13 protein-coding genes are annotated in these 20293 nt (G+C 65.4%); 11 read left to right on the top strand and 2 right to left on the bottom strand.

All coding sequences use genetic code 11. The annotated features are described in order from the left end of the window. Nucleotides 1–41 precede the first annotated feature (41 nt). The 9 genes from BMY30_RS08860 (at nt 42) to eno (ending at nt 14864) form a co-directional block, all read left to right on the top strand. The gene (locus BMY30_RS08860; RefSeq protein WP_089712694.1) at nt 42–2138 is read left to right on the top strand and encodes a type IV pilus secretin PilQ; all 2097 of its coding nucleotides are present in this window, start codon (nt 42–44) and stop codon (nt 2136–2138) included. Next, nucleotides 2138–2680: a shikimate kinase AroK gene (gene aroK, locus BMY30_RS08855; RefSeq protein ID WP_089712692.1), complete on the top strand. Its 543-nt coding sequence runs from the start codon at nt 2138–2140 to the stop codon at nt 2678–2680. The genes BMY30_RS08860 and aroK overlap by 1 nt, the downstream gene beginning before the upstream one ends. A gap of 4 nt (nt 2681–2684) precedes the next feature. Next, entirely contained in the window at nt 2685–3791 is a 1107-nt protein-coding gene (aroB, locus tag BMY30_RS08850; protein WP_089712691.1) for a 3-dehydroquinate synthase, read from the top strand. Between the two features lie 421 nt (nt 3792–4212). Next, nucleotides 4213–8661, top strand: a complete 4449-nt coding sequence (gltB, locus tag BMY30_RS08845; protein ID WP_089712689.1) for a glutamate synthase large subunit — start codon at nt 4213–4215, stop codon at nt 8659–8661. A gap of 47 nt (nt 8662–8708) precedes the next feature. Beyond that, nucleotides 8709–10130, top strand: a complete 1422-nt coding sequence (locus tag BMY30_RS08840; protein WP_089712687.1) for an FAD-dependent oxidoreductase — start codon at nt 8709–8711, stop codon at nt 10128–10130. A 107-nt stretch (nt 10131–10237) separates the two neighbouring features. Next, the gene (locus BMY30_RS08835) at nt 10238–10792 is read left to right on the top strand and encodes a cupin domain-containing protein (protein ID WP_089712685.1); all 555 of its coding nucleotides are present in this window, start codon (nt 10238–10240) and stop codon (nt 10790–10792) included. 217 nt (nt 10793–11009) lie between these two features. Next, nucleotides 11010–12665 (top strand): CTP synthase, encoded by a 1656-nt coding sequence (locus BMY30_RS08830; RefSeq protein ID WP_089712683.1) that lies wholly within the window; start codon nt 11010–11012, stop codon nt 12663–12665. Nucleotides 12666–12670: 5 nt separating this feature from the next. Further along, on the top strand, nt 12671–13537 hold the full coding sequence (kdsA, locus tag BMY30_RS08825) for a 3-deoxy-8-phosphooctulonate synthase (protein ID WP_089712681.1): 867 nt from the start codon (nt 12671–12673) through the stop codon (nt 13535–13537). A gap of 34 nt (nt 13538–13571) precedes the next feature. After that, nucleotides 13572–14864: a phosphopyruvate hydratase gene (gene eno, locus BMY30_RS08820; RefSeq protein ID WP_089712679.1), complete on the top strand. Its 1293-nt coding sequence runs from the start codon at nt 13572–13574 to the stop codon at nt 14862–14864. 497 nt (nt 14865–15361) lie between these two features. On the opposite strand, the gene fdxA is transcribed toward eno, so the two are convergent. Continuing rightward, nucleotides 15362–15685 (bottom strand): ferredoxin FdxA, encoded by a 324-nt coding sequence (fdxA, locus tag BMY30_RS08815; protein ID WP_089712677.1) that lies wholly within the window; start codon nt 15683–15685, stop codon nt 15362–15364. 163 nt (nt 15686–15848) lie between these two features. Beyond that, nucleotides 15849–18437, bottom strand: a complete 2589-nt coding sequence (gene mutS / locus BMY30_RS08810; RefSeq protein WP_089712675.1) for a DNA mismatch repair protein MutS — start codon at nt 18435–18437, stop codon at nt 15849–15851. A 144-nt stretch (nt 18438–18581) separates the two neighbouring features. Here mutS and BMY30_RS08805 point away from each other — a divergent pair, with 144 nt between their 5' ends. Then, on the top strand, nt 18582–19094 hold the full coding sequence (locus BMY30_RS08805; RefSeq protein WP_089712673.1) for a CinA family protein: 513 nt from the start codon (nt 18582–18584) through the stop codon (nt 19092–19094). A 129-nt stretch (nt 19095–19223) separates the two neighbouring features. Next, the gene (recA, locus tag BMY30_RS08800) at nt 19224–20291 is read left to right on the top strand and encodes a recombinase RecA (RefSeq protein ID WP_089712671.1); all 1068 of its coding nucleotides are present in this window, start codon (nt 19224–19226) and stop codon (nt 20289–20291) included. Nucleotides 20292–20293: the final 2 nt, after the last annotated feature.

Below are 20293 nucleotides of genomic sequence, written 5' to 3'. Positions count from 1 at the left end.
AAGCAGGAGGCGGTAGAGGTCTGCAGGGGGGAAAGGGAACAATGCAATCGATGATTCGTGGTCTGGCACTCGTGGCACTGTTGGCGGTCTCCACGGCCGCCGCAGCGGCTTCCACTCTCACCGATCTGAATTTCCGCCAGGGCAGTGACGGGGCGCTGGAAGTGGATCTCGACTTCCGTGGTCCGGTCCCCGAGGTGCGCGGCTATCGCCTCGACGACCCGGCCCGGCTGACCATCGACCTGATGGACACCGACAGCGTCCTGGAGCGCCGTCTCGAGGAGCTCGGCATCGGCGGGGTCGAGCGGGTCACGGCCCTGGAGGCCGGCTCGCGCACGCGCCTGGTCTTCGAGCTCGAAGGGCCGCTGCCCTACAACACCCGCCAACAGGGCGATCGCCTGCACCTCTCCATCGGTGGCGGGGCTGTCCAGCCGGCTGCCGCGACCGCCCCGACGGCGACATCCTCGATGTCACCATCTTCCACCACTGCCGTCTCGGCCAGCCCGAGCCGGGACACGTCATCGACATACGACGAGCCGAGCATCCAGGACATCGACTTTCGTCGCGGCGAAGATGGGGCCGGGCGGCTGGTCGTGACCTTTGATCGCACCGGCGTGGATGCCCGGGTGCGTGAAAGTGGCCGCAACCGCATCGTCGCCGAGCTTCGCGGGGTCGAGCTGCCAGCCTCCCTGGACCAGGTCTACGACGTCAGCGACTTCGGTACGCCGCTGCGGCGTATCACCCCCCGAGTGGGGCGCGATGGCGTCACCCTGGAGATAGAGGGCAGCGGCGACTTCGCTATGCTCTCCACCCAGAGCGGCCGCCAACTGATCGTCGAAGCCCAGCCGGTCACTCAGGAGGAGCGGGAGGAGCGCGTCCGCGAGCAGTTTCCCTATACCGGTGAGCGCATCACCCTGAACTTTCAGGACATCGAGGTTCGGTCGGTGCTGGCGATCATCGCCGACTTCACCGGCCTCAACCTGGTGGCCAGCGACAGCGTGACCGGCAGCGTCACCCTCAACCTCGAGGATGTGCCCTGGGACCAGGCCCTGGACCTGGTGCTTAAGAGTCACGGCCTGGCCAGTCGCCAGCAGGGCAACGTCATCGTGGTGGCGCCGGCCAGCGAGCTGGCCGGCATGGAGCTTCGGGAGTTGGAGGCCCGCGAGCAGCTCGAGACCCTGGCGCCGCTGACGTCGGAGTTCATCCAGGTCAAGTACGCCAAGGCCAGCGACCTGGCGTCCCTGCTGCGCAGCGAGGGCGGCTTCGGCCTGCTCTCCGAGCGTGGTCGGGTCGCAGTGGACCCACGCACCAACACCCTGCTGGTACAGGACACCGCCGACCAGATTGACGAGATTATCGAGACTCTCGATCAGCTTGATGTGGCGGTACGCCAGGTCCAGATCGAAGCGCGTATCGTCATCGCCCGGGACAGCGCCACCCGTGAACTGGGGGTGAACTGGGGTCTATCAGCTAGTGAGCCAGTAACAGGGGTCCTAGATAGTGGTCGTGATGCGTTGCTGCTGGGGGGGGCGTCTGACGGGCTTACCTCAAGTGGCGGCCTGGCTGTGGATATGGGGGGCACCGGTAGTTCAGGAACCGGCTTCTCCTTCGGTTATCTCTCCGGGGATATCCTGCTCGACCTGGAACTGCGTGCGCTGGAGAGCGAGGGGCGTAGCCAGACCATCTCCCAGCCGCGGGTGATCACCGCCAACCAGCGCACCGCGGTGATTAAGCAGGGCACCGAGATTCCCTATCAGGAGTCCGCGTCAAGCGGCGCCACCAACGTCCAGTTCGAGGAGGCCGTGCTATCGCTGGAGGTGACCCCCCAGATCACTCCGGACAACCGCATCATCATGGACCTGGTGATCAACAACGATACCGTGGGCGAGCTGTTTGGCGGTGTCCCCTCCATCGATACCAACGAAATCGAGACCCAGGTGCTGGTGGACAACGGCGAGACCGTGGTACTGGGCGGGATCCTCACCACCGAGGAAGTCGAGAGCCTGCTAAAGACCCCCTTCCTGGGTGACCTGCCGGTACTGGGGAACCTTTTCCGCTATACCGAGAACACCAATGATAAGGTAGAGTTGCTGGTATTCATCACGCCCCGAATACTGGACGACAACCTGGCCATTCGCTGATGCAGGCACTTCCCAATCTGATACTGATCGGCCCCATGGGGGCCGGCAAGAGCACCATCGGCCGCCTTCTGGCGGCCGAACTGTCACGCGCGTTCTACGACAGCGACCACCAGATCCAGGCGCGCTGTGGTGCCGACATTCCGTGGATCTTCGACGTTGAGGGCGAAGCGGGCTTCCGCGACCGCGAGACCCAGATGATCCGTGAGCTGACCCGCCATGAAGGCGTGGTCATCGCCACCGGGGGCGGTGCGGTGCTGCGCGAGGAGAATCGCCGGGTGCTGCGCGAGAGCGGTACCGTCATCTACCTGCTCACCACCGTGGAGCAGCAGCTCAGGCGCACCGCCAAGGACCGCAACCGGCCGCTGTTGCAGCGCGGCGACCGCGAACAGCTGCTGCGCGAGATGTTCGCGCTGCGCGACCCCCTCTATCGTGCCACCGCCGATGTGGTGGTGCGCACCGATCGGCGTGGCCCGCGGGCCGTGGTCAACGAGATCGTGCGGCGCGTCACGCGCCTGGTCGATCCCCTGCAATGCAAGGCCTGATGCCATGAACGATCCTCGCAATGCTCCGTGCACCCTCGAGGTGGCGCTGGGCGAGCGTAGCTATCCCATCCACATCGGCCCCGGCTTGCTCGGCGACCCCCGCTGGCTCGCGCCGCACCTGGCCGGGCGCCAGGTCATGGTGGTCACCAACGAGACGGTAGCGCCGTTGTATCTAGAGCGCCTCAGGCAGGGGCTCGCCGCCGATCTCGAGGTCCGCGAGTTGGTCCTGCCCGACGGTGAGACCACCAAGACCCTGGCCAGCGTCGAGCGGATCTGGGATGCCCTGCTGGCGGCCGGCTTCAATCGTCGCTGTACGCTCATCGCCCTGGGCGGCGGGGTGATCGGCGACATGGTTGGCTTCGCTGCGGCCTGCTACCAGCGCGGGGTGGCCTTCGTGCAGGTGCCGACCACGCTGCTCGCCCAGGTCGACTCCTCGGTGGGCGGCAAGACCGGGGTGAACCACCCGCGCGGCAAGAACATGATCGGCGCCTTCTGGCAGCCACGGGCGGTGCTGGTCGATACCGACACACTGGCGACGCTGCCGCCGCGGGAGCTCTCCGCGGGGCTCGCCGAGGTCATCAAGTACGGCCTGATCCGCGATGCTGGCTTCCTGGCCTGGCTGGAAGCCGAGATGGAGGCGCTGCGTGGCCTCGATGCCTTCGCCGTGGCCCAGGCCATCGAGCGCAGCTGTGCGCTCAAGGCGGAAATCGTCGCCGAGGACGAGACCGAGCAGGGCGTGCGCGCCTTGCTTAATCTGGGGCACACCTTCGGGCACGCCATCGAGGCCCACCAGGGTTACGGCAACTGGCTGCATGGTGAGGCAGTGGGTGCCGGCATGTTGATGGCGGCAGAACTCTCCTGCCGCCTGGGCTGGCTGGGCGCCGAGGAAGTGGCGCGTATCCGGGAGATCATCGAAGCTGCCGGACTGCCCCTGACGGCCCCGGCCGACATGGGGGTGGACGACTTCCTCGCCATCATGCGCCTGGACAAGAAGAACCTCGACAGCCGCCTTCGCCTGATCCTGCTACGCACGCTGGGTGAGGCCTGCATCCATGACGCGACGCCGACCGAGACCCTGATCGACCTGCTCGAGAATTTTCCTCGCCGCTGATGCCAGCCCGCGCTTCCGCTGGCCTCCGTGCCTGCCGAGCTGACGCCCGCCCCAGTGCGGGCGTTGTCGTATCTGGGCAGGCATCTGCATGGCGTATGCACAATCGGCATGGAGAAATAGCGGGACTTTAGACTAAAGTCTACTATTTTTTCCGGCGCATGGAAGGGCTGCCGTTGGGTCTTGCAAGCCATTGAGTTAGTGGGTTTTTTTGTCTAGCTGACGGTGCAAGTAGCGGATTTGTCGATGGTTTTTCGGGGTGTGCCCGGGATGTGATATTGCGCGGTGGGTGCGGCTCTGGCTATGCTGGTCGGCCTTTTGCCGAGCAGTCGTGGGCCGTTTCGGATTGAGCATGAAAAAAGAAAAATCCGTAAAAATACCATGCCCTGACTGCTAAAGAAACTCTTCAACTCGAGGCACGCCCATGAACAGAGGTCTCCATCAGCCCGGCGAGTTCCGCGACAACTGCGGGTTCGGCCTGATCGCCCATATGGAGGGCCAGGCCAGTCACGACCTGCTCAAGACCGCCATCGAGTCCCTGACCTGCATGACCCACCGTGGCGGTATCGCCGCAGACGGCAAGACCGGCGATGGCTGTGGCCTGTTGCTGCAGATGCCGGACGCCTTCATGCGCGACGTCGCCACGGAGTCTCTCGGTGTGGCGTTGGGCGAGCACTACGCCGTCGGCGTGGTTTTCCTGCCCGACGACGACGCCCGCGAGGCGCGCGGTCGCGAGACCCTGGTTGCCGAGCTCGAGGCCCGTGGCCTGCGGGTGGCCGGCTGGCGCGACGTGCCAGTGGATGCCAGCGTCTGCGGCCCCATGGCCCTGGACTGCCTGCCGCGGATCCGCCAGCTGTTCGTCGAGCCGGGGGACGACGATGCCGGTCACTTCGATGTGGATCTGTTCATGGCGCGTCGCCGCGCCGAGGAGACGCTGCGCGACGACGAAGACTTCTATGTCTGCTCGCTCTCCCGCGAGGTGATCTCCTACAAGGGGCTGATGATGCCGGTGGACCTGCCGGCCTTCTACCCCGATCTTGGAGACGAGCGCCTGGAGACGGCGATCTGCGTCTTCCACCAGCGCTTTTCCACCAACACCGCGCCACGCTGGCCGCTGGCCCAGCCGTTTCGCCTTCTCGCCCACAACGGCGAGATCAATACCGTGGAGGCCAACCGCGGCTGGGCCAACTCGCGCAAGGAGAATTTCGTCAACGAGCGGCTGCCCGAGATCGCCGAGCTTGACGAGATCGTCAACACTACCGGGTCGGACTCCTCGAGCATGGACAACATGCTCGAGGTACTGCTCACCGGTGGCATGGAACTACATCGTGCGGTGCGCCTGATGGTGCCGCCGGCCTGGCAGAACGTGGAGCTGATGGACGGCGACCTGCGCGCCTTCTACGAATACAACTCCATGCACATGGAGCCTTGGGATGGCCCCGCCGGGGTGGTGATGACCGACGGTCGCCAGGCCGTCTGCATGCTCGACCGTAACGGGCTGCGCCCGGCCCGCTGGGTGATTACCCGCAACGGCTACATTACCCTGGCCTCGGAAATCGGTACCTACGGCTACAAGCCCGAGGACGTGGTGGCCAAGGGACGTGTCGGTCCGGGCCAGATACTGGCCGTGGACACCGAGACCGGCGAGGTGCTGCATACCTCGGACATCGACGAACGCCTCAAGTCTGCCTTTCCCTACAAGCGCTGGCTGAAGCAGGAAGCACAGTACCTGGAGTCGGCGCTGACCGAGCTCGCCAGCTTCCACAACATGGATCCCGAGGCCCTGCGCACCCAGCAGAAGATGTTCCAGGTCAGCTTCGAGGAGCGCGACCAGGTGCTGAGGCCGTTGGCCGAGAGCGGCCAGGAGGCGGTAGGCTCCATGGGCGACGACACCCCCATGGCGGTGCTCTCGGGCAAGCAGCGGCTGCTCACCGATTACTTCCGCCAGAAATTCGCCCAGGTCACCAACCCGGCCATCGATCCGCTGCGCGAGGCGATCGTGATGTCGCTGGAGACCTGCATCGGCGCCGAGCTCAACGTCTTCAAGGCGACCCCGGAACACGCTCATCGCATCATCCTGACGACGCCGATCCTCTCGCCCCGCAAGTTCGCCGCCCTGGTCAACCAGGAGGACCCTGCCTTTACCAGCCATACCCTGTCGCTGGGATATGATCCCCAGGAGATCGGCCTCAAGGGTGCGATTCATGAGCTGTGCCGGCAGGCCGAACAGGCGGTCAACGACGGCAGGGTGATCCTGGTGCTCAGCGATGCCGAGCTCGGCAAGGGGCTGGTACCCATCCATGCGGCACTGGCCGTAGGTGCGGTGCACCACCACCTGGGCGGCCTGGCCCTGCGCCCGCGCTGTAACATCGTGGTGGAAACCGGCTACGCCCGCGATGCCCACCAGATGGCGGTGTTGTTCGGCGTCGGTGCCACGGCGGTCTTCCCCTGGCTGGCCTATCAGGTCATGGCCGACATGCACCACACCGGCGAGCTGGTCGGCAACCCGGCCGATGCCCGCGAGAACTACCGCAAGGGCCTGCAGAAGGGGTTGTTCAAGATTCTCTCCAAGATGGGCATCTCGACGCTCGCCTCCTATCGAGGCTCCCAGCTGTTCGAAGCGGTGGGCCTGCATTCCGAGGTGATGGAGCTGTGCTTCACCGGCATGGCCTCGCGCATCGAGGGCACCGGCTTCAGCGAACTGCAGCTGCAGCAGGAGCTGCTGGGACGCGAGGCCTGGACGCCACGCAAGGGCGTCCCCCAGGGCGGCCTGATGAAGTATGTCCACGGCCATGAGTACCATGCCTACAACCCCGATGTGGTCATGGCACTGCAGGAGGCGGTCCAGCAGGGCGACTACGCCAAGTGGAAGAAGTTTGCCCGGCTGGTCAATGAGCGCTCCCCGGCCACCCTGCGTGACCTGCTGAAACTCAAACCTGCCGCCGAGCCGCTGCCGATGGAGGAGATCGAAGCGGTCGAGGACCTGCTGCCGCGCTTCGATAGCGCCGGCATGTCGCTGGGCGCGCTGTCGCCTGAGGCCCACGAGGCCCTGGCCCAGGCCATGAACGAGGCCGGCGGTCGCTCGAACTCCGGCGAAGGGGGCGAGGATCCGTCCCGCTACGGCACCATCCGCTCCTCGAAGATCAAGCAGATCGCTTCCGGACGCTTCGGCGTGACGCCGGCCTACCTGGTCAATGCCGAGGTGCTGCAGATCAAGGTGGCCCAGGGCGCCAAGCCCGGCGAGGGCGGCCAGTTGCCCGGCGGCAAGGTCAACGAGCTGATCGCCCGGCTGCGTTACTCGGTGCCCGGCGTGACCTTGATCTCGCCGCCGCCGCACCACGACATCTACTCCATCGAGGACCTGGCCCAGCTGATCTTCGACTTGAAGCAGGTCAATCCCGAGGCCCAGGTCTCGGTGAAGCTGGTCTCCGAGCCCGGCATCGGCACCATCGCCACCGGCGTGGCCAAGGCCTATGCCGACCTGATCACCGTCTCCGGCTACGACGGCGGAACCGCGGCGAGCCCGCTGACCTCCATCAAGCACGCCGGCAGTCCCTGGGAGCTGGGCCTGCCCGAGGTGCATCAGGCGCTGCGCATCAACGGCCTGCGCGACAAGATCCGCCTGCAGACCGACGGCGGCCTGAAGACCGGACTGGACGTGGTCAAGGCGGCGATCCTCGGCGCCGAGAGCTTCGGCTTCGGCACCGCGCCGATGGTGGCGCTGGGCTGCAAGTACCTGCGCATCTGCCACCTCAACAACTGCGCCACCGGCGTGGCCACCCAGATGCAGTACCTGCGCGACGAGCATTTCCGCGGCACCGTGGACATGGTCAAGCACTACTTCCTCTTCATCGCCGAAGAGGTGCGCGAGCTGATGGCGCTGCTGGGTGTGCGTCAGCTCACCGACCTGATCGGCCGCACCGACCTGCTTGAGGTGCTGGAGGGGGTTACCCCCTCCCAGCGCAAGCTCGACCTGTCGGGTCTGCTGGGCAACGACTTCGTGCCGGCGGACGCACCGCAGTTCTGCGAGGTCAGCCGCAACGTCCCCCACGACCCGGGGGCCAAGAACCAGGAGGTGCTCGAGGCGCTGCGCAGTGCCATCGCGGCGAAGTCCGGCGGCGAGTTCGCCTTTAACATCACCAACTGCGACCGCAGCGTCGGGGCGCTGACCTCCGGGGCCATCGCCAAACGCTACGGCGAAGCTGGGCTCGAGGATGCGCCCGTCACCGCCCGTTTCACCGGCGTGGCCGGGCAAAGCTTTGGCGTCTGGAACGCCCGTGGCCTCAACCTCTATCTGGAGGGCGATGCCAACGACTATGTCGGCAAGAGCATGAATGGCGGCAAGGTGGTGATCGTGCCACCGGCCGGCAGCGCCTTCGAGAGCCATCGGACCGCCATCATCGGCAATACCTGCCTGTATGGCGCCACCGGCGGCAAGCTGTTTGCCGCCGGAACCGCCGGCGAGCGTTTCGGCGTGCGCAACTCCGGCGCCCATGCCGTGATCGAGGGCTCCGGTGACCACTGTTGCGAGTACATGACCGGCGGTATGATCTGCGTACTCGGCGAGGTGGGCGTCAACTTCGGTGCGGGCATGACCGGCGGCTTCGCCTACGTGCTCGACGAGCACCGCACCTTCGTCGACAAGTACAACCATGAACTGGTGGAGATCCACCGGGTGAACACCGAGGTCATGGAAGCCTATCGGCGTCATCTGCGTGAGGTCATCGAGGAGTACGTGGCCGAGACCGGCTCCGCGCGGGGCCACGAGATCCTCGAGGATTTCAGCGACTTCGTCCGTCACTTCTGGCTGGTGAAGCCCAAGGCCGCGAGCCTGGGTAGCCTGCTTGCTGAATCACGGCGCCGACCTGAATAAGCCGCCGAGACGACGTCATCGCCACGCAGACACCAGGAGCAGAGACCATGGCTAACCGCTTGAACAACGATTTCCAGTTCATCGATGTGGGTCGTCAGGACCCGCAGAAGAAGGAGGCGCGTACCCGGGCGAGGGAGTTCGCCGAGATCTACGAGCCCTATAAGCCTCAGGAGGCGGCCAGCCAGGCACACCGCTGCCTGCATTGCGGCAACCCCTACTGCGAGTGGAAGTGCCCGGTCCACAACTACATCCCCAACTGGCTGCAGCTGGTCAGTGAGGGCAACATCCTCGAGGCAGTGGAACTGTGTCACCGCACCAATTCGCTGCCCGAGGTATGCGGACGGGTCTGCCCCCAGGACCGCCTCTGTGAGGGAGATTGCACGCTTAACGACGGCTTCGGGGCAGTGACCATCGGCTCGGTGGAGAAGTACATCACCGACACCGCCTTCGCCATGGGTTGGCGTCCGGATCTCTCCCGTGTCACCCAGACCGGCCGCAAGGTCGCGGTGATCGGCGCCGGCCCCGCGGGGCTGGGCTGCGCCGATATCCTGATCCGCAATGGCGTCAAGCCGGTGATATTCGACAAGTATCCGGAGATCGGTGGGCTGCTGACCTTCGGCATTCCCGAATTCAAGCTCGACAAGTCAGTGATGGAACGCCGGCGTGCCGTCTTCGAGGAGATGGGCATGGAGTTCCGCCTCGGCATCGAGGTAGGCAAGGATGTCGAGTTCGACAGCCTGCTCGAGGAGTACGATGCCGTCTTCCTGGGCATGGGCACTTACAAGTACATGGAGGGCGGCTTCCCCGGCGAAGACCTGCCCGGTGTTTACAAGGCCCTCGACTACCTGATCGCCAACGTCAACCACTGCCTGGGTTTCGAGAAGGATCCTGATGATTTCACTTCCTTGAAGGAGCAGCGCGTGGTGGTGCTGGGCGGCGGCGATACCGCCATGGACTGCAACCGCACGGCCATCCGCCAGGGCGCCACCAGCGTGACCTGCGCCTACCGCCGTGACGAGGAGAATATGCCCGGCTCCAAGCGCGAGGTGGCCAACGCCCGCGAGGAGGGGGTGGAGTTCCTGTTCAACCGCCAGCCGGTGGCGGTGGTCGGTGAAGGCAAGGTCGAGGGTGTCAAGGTGGTGCGCACCCGCCTGGGCGAGCCGGATGAGAACGGTCGGCAGCGCCCGGAAGTGGTACCCGGTTCCGAGGAGATTATCCCCGCAGATGCCGTCGTCGTGGCCTTCGGCTTCCAGCCGAACCCGGCGCCCTGGTTCGAGACCGTGGGTATCGAGGTCGACGAGCGGGGCCGGGTCATGGCGCCGGAAGAGGGCGGCACCCATGCCTTCCAGACCACCAACGAGAAGATCTTTGCCGGCGGCGATATGGTGCGCGGCTCCGACCTAGTGGTCACCGCCATCTATGAAGGCCGGCAGGCCGGTGAGGGTATCCTCGACTATCTGGGGGTGTGACGGCGAGCCACTGTCCATGCTTCGCCTCGTCCAACGCCGGGGTGATTTCTTCGTTGCGTGAGGTTTCATCACGACTCACCCGATAGCCACTTTCACAGGAGGCGATCATGGAAGCGACGCTGGCAACTTTGGGGCTTGAACCGGTGGAAAATGGCTCGCTCGTACCCGAGCGGATGACGTTCGCCGATGACGGGCGCATTCCCAATACCCGGTTGGCCACGCTGTTGTTTCGTTCCCGAGGGCTCGATACACAGCTTGACCGGGAGGCCGTGGCACACTGCTTCGAGCGGGTCTTTACCACCAACGGATGGCGCTCGAGTTGGCGCGGCGGCGTCTTTCCCTATCACCACTATCACTCCATCGCCCACGAGGCCTTCGGCGTGCTGTCGGGATGGGGCCGGCTGCGCCTGGGAGGCGAGCAGGGTGAGGACGTCGACGTCCGCGCCGGTGATGTCCTGGTGCTGCCGGCGGGCACCGGGCATTGTCATATCCAGGCCAGCGACGATTTCCTGCTGCTTGCCGGCTATCCCGAGGATCAGCGCGAGCTCGACCTGATTCGCGACGACCCCACCGAGCATGACGCGGCGGTGGCGCGCATTGAGCGGGTATCGCGCCCCGCGCGCGACCCATTGGGAGGTGAACTGGCACGCTGGTGGCCATGATGGCGTCCTTCCGGTATTGCTATCGCAATGAGCGGCATGACGCGAGGCTGTTCCGGCGCCGCTCACCCAAATTGGCCCCGCTTGATGGATATCTGCAGCGGATGCGCCATCCTGCTCGGCGCTGAAATTGAGCCGTTGGTCGCATTCTGCTAGTCTGTCGTCCCATCCTGGCGCGGCTTTCTGCCGTGCCTCATGATCACGTTTCGACAGGTTCTCCATGACACGATATATCTTCGTGACCGGCGGCGTTGTGTCCTCTCTCGGCAAGGGCATCGCGTCGGCCTCGCTGGCGGCGATTCTCGAGGCGCGCGGCCTCAAGGTCACCATGCTCAAGCTCGATCCCTACATCAACGTGGATCCGGGCACCATGAGCCCCTTCCAGCACGGCGAGGTGTTCGTCACCGAGGATGGCGCCGAGACCGACCTGGACCTCGGCCACTACGAGCGCTTCATTCGCACCAAGATGACCCAGGCCAACAACTTCACCACCGGTCGCGTCTACGAGCACGTGCTGCGCAAGGAGCGCCGCGGCGACTACCTGGGTGGCACCGTGCAGGTGATCCCGCACATCACCGACGAGATCAAGCGCCGCGTCTATGCCGGCGGCGAGGGCTTCGACGTGGCGCTGGTCGAGATCGGCGGTACCGTGGGTGACATCGAGTCGTTGCCCTTCCTGGAGTCGATCCGCCAGATCAGAAGCGAACTGGGGGCGAGTCGGGCGATCTTCATGCACCTTACGTTGGTGCCTTATATCAAGACCGCTGGCGAGACCAAGACCAAGCCGACCCAGCACAGCGTCAAGGAGCTGCGCTCCATCGGCATCCAGCCCGATATCCTGATCTGCCGCAGCGAGGTGGAGCTGGAAGAAACCGAACGGCGCAAGATCGCGCTGTTCACCAACGTGGAAGAGCGTGCCGTCATCCCGCTGCAGGACGCCGATACCATCTACCGCATCCCGTTGATGCTCCACGAGCAAGGCCTCGCCGATATCGCCTGCGACAAGCTGCGCCTGGAGGCCGACGAAGCCGATCTGGGCGAGTGGGTTCATGTGCTCGATGCCAAGCTCAATCCGCTGAAGTCGATCAACATCGCGATGGTCGGCAAGTACATGGAACTGCTCGACGCCTACAAGTCCCTCAACGAGGCGCTGATCCATGCCGGTATCCAGACCCGCGTCAAGGTCAACGTCGACTACATCGACTCCGAGGATATCGAGCGCCACGGCGCCGAGCGCCTGGCCGGCAAGGATGCCATCCTGGTGCCTGGCGGTTTCGGCGAGCGCGGTGTGGAAGGCAAGATCGCCACGGCCCGCTTTGCCCGCGAGAACGGCATTCCCTACCTGGGCATTTGCCTGGGCATGCAGGTGGCGGTCATCGAGTTCGCACGACACGTGGCCGGCTGGGAAGATGCCAACTCCACCGAATTCACCCACGACACCCTGCATCCGGTGGTCGGCCTGATCACCGAGTGGCTCAGTCCCGAGGGCAAGGTTGAACTGCGTGATGCAGCCTCGGACCTCGGTGGCACCATGCGCCTTGGCGGCCAGGTCTGCCAGCTCAAGGCCGGCAGCAGGGCGCGCAAGGCCTATGGAAGCGATGAGATCGTCGAGCGGCATCGCCACCGCTTCGAAGTGAACAACCAGTTTATCGATGAACTCGAGCAGGCCGGCCTGGTGGTCTCCGGCAAGAGCGTCGACAACTCCCTGGTGGAGATGGTCGAGCTACCGGATCACCCCTGGTATGTCGCCTGCCAGTTCCACCCGGAGTTTACCTCCACGCCGCGTGACGGCCATCCGCTGTTCACCGGTTTCGTCAATGCAGCGCTGGAGCACAAGGCGGCACGCACCCGCGCCCAGTCCTCTCACCAGGAGTGAGGCCCATGTCTGTCACGACCAAGTCCGTCCCCGAACGTCATATCGACTTTGCCGGCCTCAAGGCCGGCAATTCATTGCCGCTGATGCTGCTGGGCGGCATGAACGTGCTGGAGTCCCGCGAGCTGGCCCTCGAGGTCGCCGAGACCTACGCGGCGGTGACGGGTCGTCTCGGCATGCCCTACGTCTTCAAGGCGAGCTTCGACAAGGCCAATCGCAGCTCCATCCACTCCTTTCGCGGCCCTGGCCTGGAAAAGGGGCTGGAGATACTGGCCGAGGTGAAGGCGCGCTTCGGGGTGCCGATCATCACCGACGTCCACGAGCCCTGGCAGGCCGGGCCTGCGGCCGAGGTCGCCGACATCATCCAACTGCCGGCCTTCCTGGCGCGCCAGACCGACCTCGTCGTCGCCATGGCCGAGACCGGGGCGGTGATCAACATCAAGAAGCCGCAGTTCCTGGCGCCCCATGAGGTACGCCACATCATTCGCAAGTGCGAAGAGGCCGGCAATGACAAGCTGTTGCTTTGCGAGCGCGGCTCCAGCTTCGGCTATAACAACCTGGTCGTCGACATGCTCGGTTTCGGTGACATGAAGCAGACCGGCTACCCGGTCTTCTTCGATGTCACGCACTCCCTGCAACGTCCGGGTGGCCGGGCCGACAGCGCCGGTGGGCGGCGACAGCAGGTGGCCGAGCTGGCTCGTGCCGGGGTGGCGGTCGGCCTGGCGGGTCTCTTCCTGGAGGCTCATCCCGATCCCGACAACGCCAAGTGCGACGGTCCCTGCGCGCTGCCGCTGGACCGCCTCGAGCCCTTCCTGGCCCAGCTGAAGGCCGTCGATGAGCTGGTGAAGGGCCTTGCCCCGCTCGAGATTTCCTGATTTTCTCAACGCTGACACGACAAGGACTCACAAGATGACCAAGATCGTCGACATTCACGCCCTCGAGGTGCTCGATTCACGCGGCAATCCCACCGTGCAGGCCGAGGTACGTCTGGAAAGTGGAGCCGTGGGCGTGGCCTGTGCGCCCAGTGGGGCTTCCACCGGCTCTCGTGAGGCGCTCGAGCTGCGTGACGGCGACAAGGCGCGCTATCTGGGCAAGGGCGTACTGAAGGCCGTTGAGGCCGTCAATACGACCATCCGTGATCGCCTGGTGGGCATGGATGCCCGCGATCAGCGTGGGCTGGACGACGCCATGCTGGTGCTGGACGGTACCGACAACAAGGCATCGCTTGGCGCCAACGCCATCCTGGCGGTGTCGCTGGCGGCAGCCAAGGCCGCGGCCAACGCCAAGGGCATGCCGCTCTACGCCCATATCGCCGAGCTCTACGGCCAGCCGGGGAAGTACCTGATGCCGGTGCCGATGATGAACATCCTCAACGGCGGCGAGCATGCCGACAACAACGTCGACATCCAGGAGTTCATGATCCAGCCGGTGGGGGCACCGACCTTCCGTGAGGCCCTGCGCATGGGCGCCGAGATCTTCCATGCCCTGAAGAAGGTGCTCGCCGCCAAGGGCATGTCTACCTCGGTGGGCGACGAGGGCGGCTTCGCGCCGAACCTCGACTCCAATGCCGAGGCCCTGGCGGTGATCCAGCAGGCCGTGGCAGACGCCGGCTACCGGCTGGGCGACGACGTGACCCTGGCACTCGACTGCGCCTCCTCCGAGTTCTACCGCAATGGCCAGTATGACCTCTCCGGTGAGGGCAAGGCGTTCGACGCCGCCGGCTTCGTCGACTACCTGGCCGAGCTGTGCGACCAGTTCCCCATCGTCTCCATCGAGGACGGCATGGACGAGTCCGACTGGGACGGCTGGAAGGCGCTGACCGAACGGCTGGGCGACAAGGTTCAGCTGGTCGGCGATGACCTTTTCGTCACCAACACGAAGATTCTCAAGCGCGGCATCGACGAGCAGATCGGCAACTCCATCCTGATCAAGTTCAACCAGATTGGCTCGCTTTCCGAGACCCTGGAGGCGATTCGCATGGCCCAGGATGCCGGCTTCACCGCGGTGATTTCCCATCGCTCTGGTGAGACCGAGGACACCACGATCGCCGACCTCGCCGTGGGCACCTGCGCCGGCCAGATCAAGACCGGCTCATTGAGCCGCTCGGACCGCGTTGCCAAGTACAACCGCCTGCTGGTGATCGAGCAAGCGCTGGAGGGGCAGGTGGCCTATCCGGGACGCGCCGTGATCAAGGGTCAGTAAGCGAACGGTGTTGCCTTGTGCGTGATCTTTTGTAGGAGATCGCCTACAAGATGGTGGAGAGATCCACCATGACAGCGTCGGACAGGGCCGACCCTTCACGGGTCGGCCTTTTTTATCTATATGATTTTAAAGAGACTTTGTTTACTGTTTCGAGCATAAGATGGCCGCTGGGACCTTGCTCGAGGCATCTTGGGCGGGGTTGTACTGCAATTCGGCCATGGTCACACTGGTTTCGGGATGTGGATGAGCAAGGATGCTCTTCCGGCAGGATGCAACGGGATGCGTGAAGTGATGCGCTCGGTGCGGCAGGAGGCCGCTCCCGGGCAGGGACGACATCACGGGAGTCGGGTGGAAGGAGCCGCTCGAGGATTGGCTGGGAGCCGGCGGCCTGCGGGTCGCCTCTTTTGCCGAGTGTTCTCCTTCTTCGCTCAGGGCAGAGACGACGCCGCCGGATGTCACAAGACATCCGGCGGCGTCGTCTTTGGCTGTGGCAGCGCTCAGCGTTCGAGCAGTTCAAGCTTGCCCGGCTTGCCGTCCCACTCCTCGGCATCTTCAGGCGGATCCTGCTTCTCGCTGATATTGGGCCATTCTTCGGCCAACTCGGCATTGATCTCGAGAAACTGCTCCTGCCCCGCGGGTATCTCATCCTCCGAGAAGATCGCCTCGGCGGGGCACTCCGGCTCGCACAGGGCGCAGTCGATGCATTCGTCGGGGTGGATCACCAGGAAGTTGGGGCCTTCGTAGAAGCAGTCCACCGGGCAGACCTCGACACAGTCGGTGTACTTGCATTTGATGCAGTTCTCGGTGACGACGAATGTCATGCCAGTCTCCCATTCTCTGGCCGTGGCAGGGCGCGGCCGCTAGTCGATGATTCAAATGCAGTTATAAGAAAGCATTTTCTTATAATGCCAAAAATTTGATCGGGCCATTCTAGTCGTGGCGAGGGTAGCCTCGCAAGCGGATCTCGGCGCCATTGTCGGCCATTCACAGGGCTTCCTTCCAGCGGTAGAGCAGTTCCAGGGCCTGACGGGGCGATAGCTCATCGGGATCCAGGCCGCCCAGCTGCTCGACCAGCGGATGGGGCGTGCTGGCGAAGAGGTCGGCCTGCCGGGGAGTCGCCGAGCGCTGTTCGTCGTCCGCCGTGCCGCCCGGCAGCCGGCTGCCCTGGTCGATCTCCTGCTGCTCCAGGGTGGCGAGCTTCTCCTTGGCACGGGCAATCACGCCCTGGGGAACGCCGGCGAGTTGGGCGACCTGCAGTCCATAGCTCTGGCTGGCCGGGCCGTCCTCCACGCGGTGCATGAAGACGATCCCGTCGCGATGCTCCGCAGCCGTCAGGTGCACGTTGGCTGCCCCCTCGGCCTGCTCGGCCAGCGCCGTCATCTCGAAGTAGTGGGTGGCGAACAGCGTGAAGGCGCGGGTGCGGGTCAGGTGCTCGGCGCTGGCCCAGGCCAGCGAGAGGCCATCGAAGGTGCTGGTGCCGCGGCCGATCTCGTCCATCAGCACCAGGCTTTCGTCGGTGGCGTTGTGCAGGATGCTGGCGGTCTCGGTCATCTCCACCATGAAGGTGGAACGCCCGCCGGCCAGGTCGTCCGAGGAGCCGATACGCGTGAAGATGCGATCCACCGGCCCGATGACGGCCGCATCCGCCGGCACGAAACTACCGGTATGGGCGAGCAGCACGATAAGCGCCGCCTGGCGCATGTAGGTGGACTTGCCGCCCATGTTGGGGCCGGTGATGACCAGCATGCGGCGCGCGTCGTCCAGTACCAGGTCGTTGGGCACGAAGGGCGTCTCGCTGACCTGTTCGACCACCGGGTGGCGGCCGCCGCGGATGTCGATGCCCGGCGACTCGGGCAGCGCCGGACGCACGAAGTCCAGGGCCCGGGCACGCTCGGCGAAGGCGCACAGTACGTCGAGTGCCGCCAGCGCCCGCCCGGTGCCCTGCAGCGCGGCGAGCTGGGCGTTCAGGGTGTCGAGCAGGCCATCGTAGAGCAGCTTCTCGCGGGCCAGGGCGCGGGACTTCGCCGAAAGGGCCTTGTCCTCGAACTCCTTGAGTTCAGGAATGATGAAGCGCTCGGCGTTCTTCAGGGTCTGGCGACGGATATAGTCAGCGGGAGCGTCCCGGGCCTGGGCTCGAGGAATCTCGATGTAGTAGCCGTGGACTCGGTTGTAGCCGACCTTGAGGCCGGGCAGCCCGGTGCGCTCGCGCTCCCGGGTCTCCAGGCGAATCAGGTAGTCGCCGGCGTGCTCGGCGAGCCCGCGGTGCTCGTCGAGCTCGGCGTCGAAGCCCTCGGCGATCACCCCGCCCTCGCGGATCACCACCGGTGGGTTCTCCACCAGGGCGCGGGTCAGGGTGTCGGCGAGTGTCGGGAAGGGATGGATATGGCGCCGGAGCTCGTCCAGCGTGCTGCCCTCGCCGTAGGCTTCGAGCTCGGCCTCGAGCTCGGGCAGGGCGACCAGGGCGTCGCGCAGCCGGGCCAGGTCGCGTGGCCGCGCACTGTACAGGGCCACCCGGGCCAGGATGCGTTCCACGTCGCCGATCGCCTTGAGCGACTCGCGCAGCGGGATGAAGCCCTCGTCGTCGAGGAGCAGCGCCACCGCCGCCTGGCGGCCTTCGACCTGAGCGCGGTCGCGCAGCGGACGATTGAGCCAGCGCTTGAGCAGCCGCGAGCCCATGGCGGTGGCGGTGGTGTCGAGCACGCTGGCCAGGGTGTTGTCGGTGCTGCCGCCGAGGTTCACGTCAATCTCCAGGTTGCGACGGCTGGCGGCATCGATCACCACGGCATCGTCGCGGCTCTCCACGCCGATGGCGGTGACGTGGGGCAGGGCCGTGCGCTGGGTGTCCCGGGCATAGTCGACCAGTACGCCGGCGGCAGTGATGGCGGCCTCCAGGTGGGCGCAGCCGAAGCCGCGCAGGTCCTGAACCTGGAACTGGTCGCACAGGGTGCGCCTCGCACTCTCGAGGTCGAACAGCCAGTCGCTCTGGCGACGCAGGCCGCGACGCCCCTCCAGGGCGGCAGGCAGTGCCAGGCTCTCGGCCACCAGCAGCTCGGCGGGATCGAGACGCTGTAGTTCGGCGAGCATCTCGCTCTCGCCCTCGACCTCCAGCACGTTGAAGCGACCGCTGGAGAGTTCCAGCCAGGCCAGCCCCCAGCGCTCGCCGAGGGGGGCCGCGGCGACCAGCAGGTTGTCGCGGCGGGCATCCAGTAGCGCCTCGTCGTAGAGGGTGCCGGGGGTGACGATGCGCACCACGCGGCGCTCCACCGGTCCCTTGCTGGTGGCCGGGTCGCCGATCTGCTCGCAGATCGCCACCGACTCGCCGGCGGCCACCAGGCGGGCCAGGTACCCCTCGGCGCTGTGATAGGGCACGCCGGCCATGGGAATCGGCTGGCCCGCGGACTGGCCGCGCTGGGTCAGGGTGATGTCGAGCAGGGCGGCGGCACGCCGGGCATCGTCATAGAACAGCTCGTAGAAATCGCCCATGCGATAGAAGAGCAGCACGTCGGGATGCTCGCGCTTGATCTTCAGGTACTGGCTCATCATCGGAGTATGCTGGGCGCTGGCCTGTGACATCGGGTTCCTGCTCTGGCGGATGACGGATGGTTGGCGTCGAATGCGCCATGCATGTCGCTGACAAAGCCGTTATTGTACGGAAAAGTCACCGTTCACGCGCGGTCGACGTTGGCTCGGCCGGTTCGAATTCTCAGGAGTCATGCCATGCCCACCCATGTGTCCCGCCTGGCCGATCTCGACCTCGAGGCCCTGACCGAGCGGCTGGGACATCGCTGCCGTGAGCAGGGCATCACGGTTACCGCGGCGGAGTCCTGTACCGGGGGCGGGGTGGCCAGCGCCATCACCGCCGTGGCCGGCAGTTCCGACTGGTTCGAGACCGGCTACGTGACCTATGCCAATGGTGCCAAGACCCGCCTGCTGGGCGTGCCGCAGGCGCTGCTAGCCGAGCAGGGGGCGGTGAGCCGCGAGGTCGTCGAGGCGATGGTGGTCGGCGCCTGCCGCGACAGTGGCGCCGAGCTCGGCGTGGCGATAAGCGGTGTGGCCGGCCCTGGCGGCGGTAGTGCCGACAAGCCCGTGGGCACCGTCTGGCTAGCCTGGGGCGATGCCGAGCGAGCCGAGTCGGAGTGCCACCATTTCGGCGGCGACCGTAAGGCCGTTCGCGAGCAGGCGGTGCGCGAGGCGCTGATCGGCCTGGTGCGGCGGCTGGATCCAGACTGATCCCTCTCGGGTCGCATTGGCGCGATCGCAGAGCTGGTCGCGCCGGGTTTTTTTCGCCATACTACTGTTCAGTCATACAGTGGTTACCGGCCATCGTCATCTTCATTCGCTATCTCTCAGGAGTTCCCCATGGCTCAGGACGAAAACCGCAGCAAGGCGCTGGAAGCCGCGCTTTCCCAGATCGATCGCCAGTTCGGCAAGGGCACCGTGATGCGCCTGGGTGATGCCCCGCGCGTGGTGATGCCCTCCGTCTCCACCGGTTCGCTGGGCCTGGACATCGCCCTGGGCATCGGCGGCTTGCCGCTGGGTCGGGTGGTCGAGATCTTCGGGCCCGAATCCTCGGGCAAGACCACCCTGACCCTGTCGGTGATCGCCCAGGCCCAGAAGCAGGGAAAGACCTGCGCCTTCATCGATGCCGAGCATGCCCTGGACCCGAGCTACGCCGAGAAGCTTGGCGTCAATCTCGATGACCTGCTGGTTTCCCAGCCGGACACCGGCGAGCAGGCCCTCGAAATCTGCGACATGCTGGTGCGTTCCGGTGGCGTCGACGTGATCATCATCGACTCGGTGGCGGCGCTGACCCCGCGGGCCGAGATCGAGGGCGAGATGGGCGACTCCCACGTCGGCCTGCAGGCGCGCCTGATGTCCCAGGCGCTGCGCAAGATCACCGGCAACATCAAGAACGCCAACTGCATGGTGGTCTTCATCAACCAGATCCGCATGAAGATCGGCGTGATGTTCGGCAGCCCCGAGACCACCACCGGCGGCAACGCGCTCAAGTTCTACTCCAGCGTGCGCCTGGACATCCGTCGTACCGGCTCGGTCAAGCAGGGTGACGAGGTCACCGGCAACGAGACTCGGGTCAAGGTGGTCAAGAACAAGGTCGCGCCGCCGTTTCGCCAGGCGGAGTTCCAGATCCTCTACGGCAAGGGGATCTACCATGCCGGAGAGGTGGTCGACCTGGGTGTGCAGTGCAAGCTGGTCGACAAGGCGGGCGCCTGGTACAGCTATCAGGGCAACAAGATCGGCCAGGGCAAGGCCAATGCCGCCCAGTTCCTCGAGGACAACCCGGCGGTGATGGAGGAGATCGAGAGCCAGATCCGCGGCCAGCTGCTCGCGCCGGTGGAGCCCAAGAAGGAGGAGGCCGTCGACGAGGCGGTCACTGCCGAGGCCGGCCGCGACGACGACCAGCTGTAAGT

Source organism: Halomonas daqiaonensis (assembly GCF_900109725.1).
Taxonomy (GTDB): domain Bacteria; phylum Pseudomonadota; class Gammaproteobacteria; order Pseudomonadales; family Halomonadaceae; genus Halomonas; species Halomonas daqiaonensis.
The sequence above is the reverse complement of the archived record's forward strand: the minus strand, read 5'-3'. Positions and strand labels throughout refer to the sequence as shown.

Coding starts and splice junctions, on each gene's coding strand:
- BMY30_RS08830 (WP_089712683.1), top strand. CDS start 11,010: ATGACACGATATATCTTCGTGACCGGCGGCGTTGTGTCCTCTCTCGGC.
- BMY30_RS08840 (WP_089712687.1), top strand. CDS start 8,709: ATGGCTAACCGCTTGAACAACGATTTCCAGTTCATCGATGTGGGTCGT.
- BMY30_RS08835 (WP_089712685.1), top strand. CDS start 10,238: ATGGAAGCGACGCTGGCAACTTTGGGGCTTGAACCGGTGGAAAATGGC.
- mutS (WP_089712675.1), bottom strand. CDS start 18,437: ATGTCACAGGCCAGCGCCCAGCATACTCCGATGATGAGCCAGTACCTG.
- aroK (WP_089712692.1), top strand. CDS start 2,138: ATGCAGGCACTTCCCAATCTGATACTGATCGGCCCCATGGGGGCCGGC.
- recA (WP_089712671.1), top strand. CDS start 19,224: ATGGCTCAGGACGAAAACCGCAGCAAGGCGCTGGAAGCCGCGCTTTCC.
- gltB (WP_089712689.1), top strand. CDS start 4,213: ATGAACAGAGGTCTCCATCAGCCCGGCGAGTTCCGCGACAACTGCGGG.
- eno (WP_089712679.1), top strand. CDS start 13,572: ATGACCAAGATCGTCGACATTCACGCCCTCGAGGTGCTCGATTCACGC.
- kdsA (WP_089712681.1), top strand. CDS start 12,671: ATGTCTGTCACGACCAAGTCCGTCCCCGAACGTCATATCGACTTTGCC.
- aroB (WP_089712691.1), top strand. CDS start 2,685: ATGAACGATCCTCGCAATGCTCCGTGCACCCTCGAGGTGGCGCTGGGC.
- BMY30_RS08805 (WP_089712673.1), top strand. CDS start 18,582: ATGCCCACCCATGTGTCCCGCCTGGCCGATCTCGACCTCGAGGCCCTG.
- BMY30_RS08860 (WP_089712694.1), top strand. CDS start 42: ATGCAATCGATGATTCGTGGTCTGGCACTCGTGGCACTGTTGGCGGTC.
- fdxA (WP_089712677.1), bottom strand. CDS start 15,685: ATGACATTCGTCGTCACCGAGAACTGCATCAAATGCAAGTACACCGAC.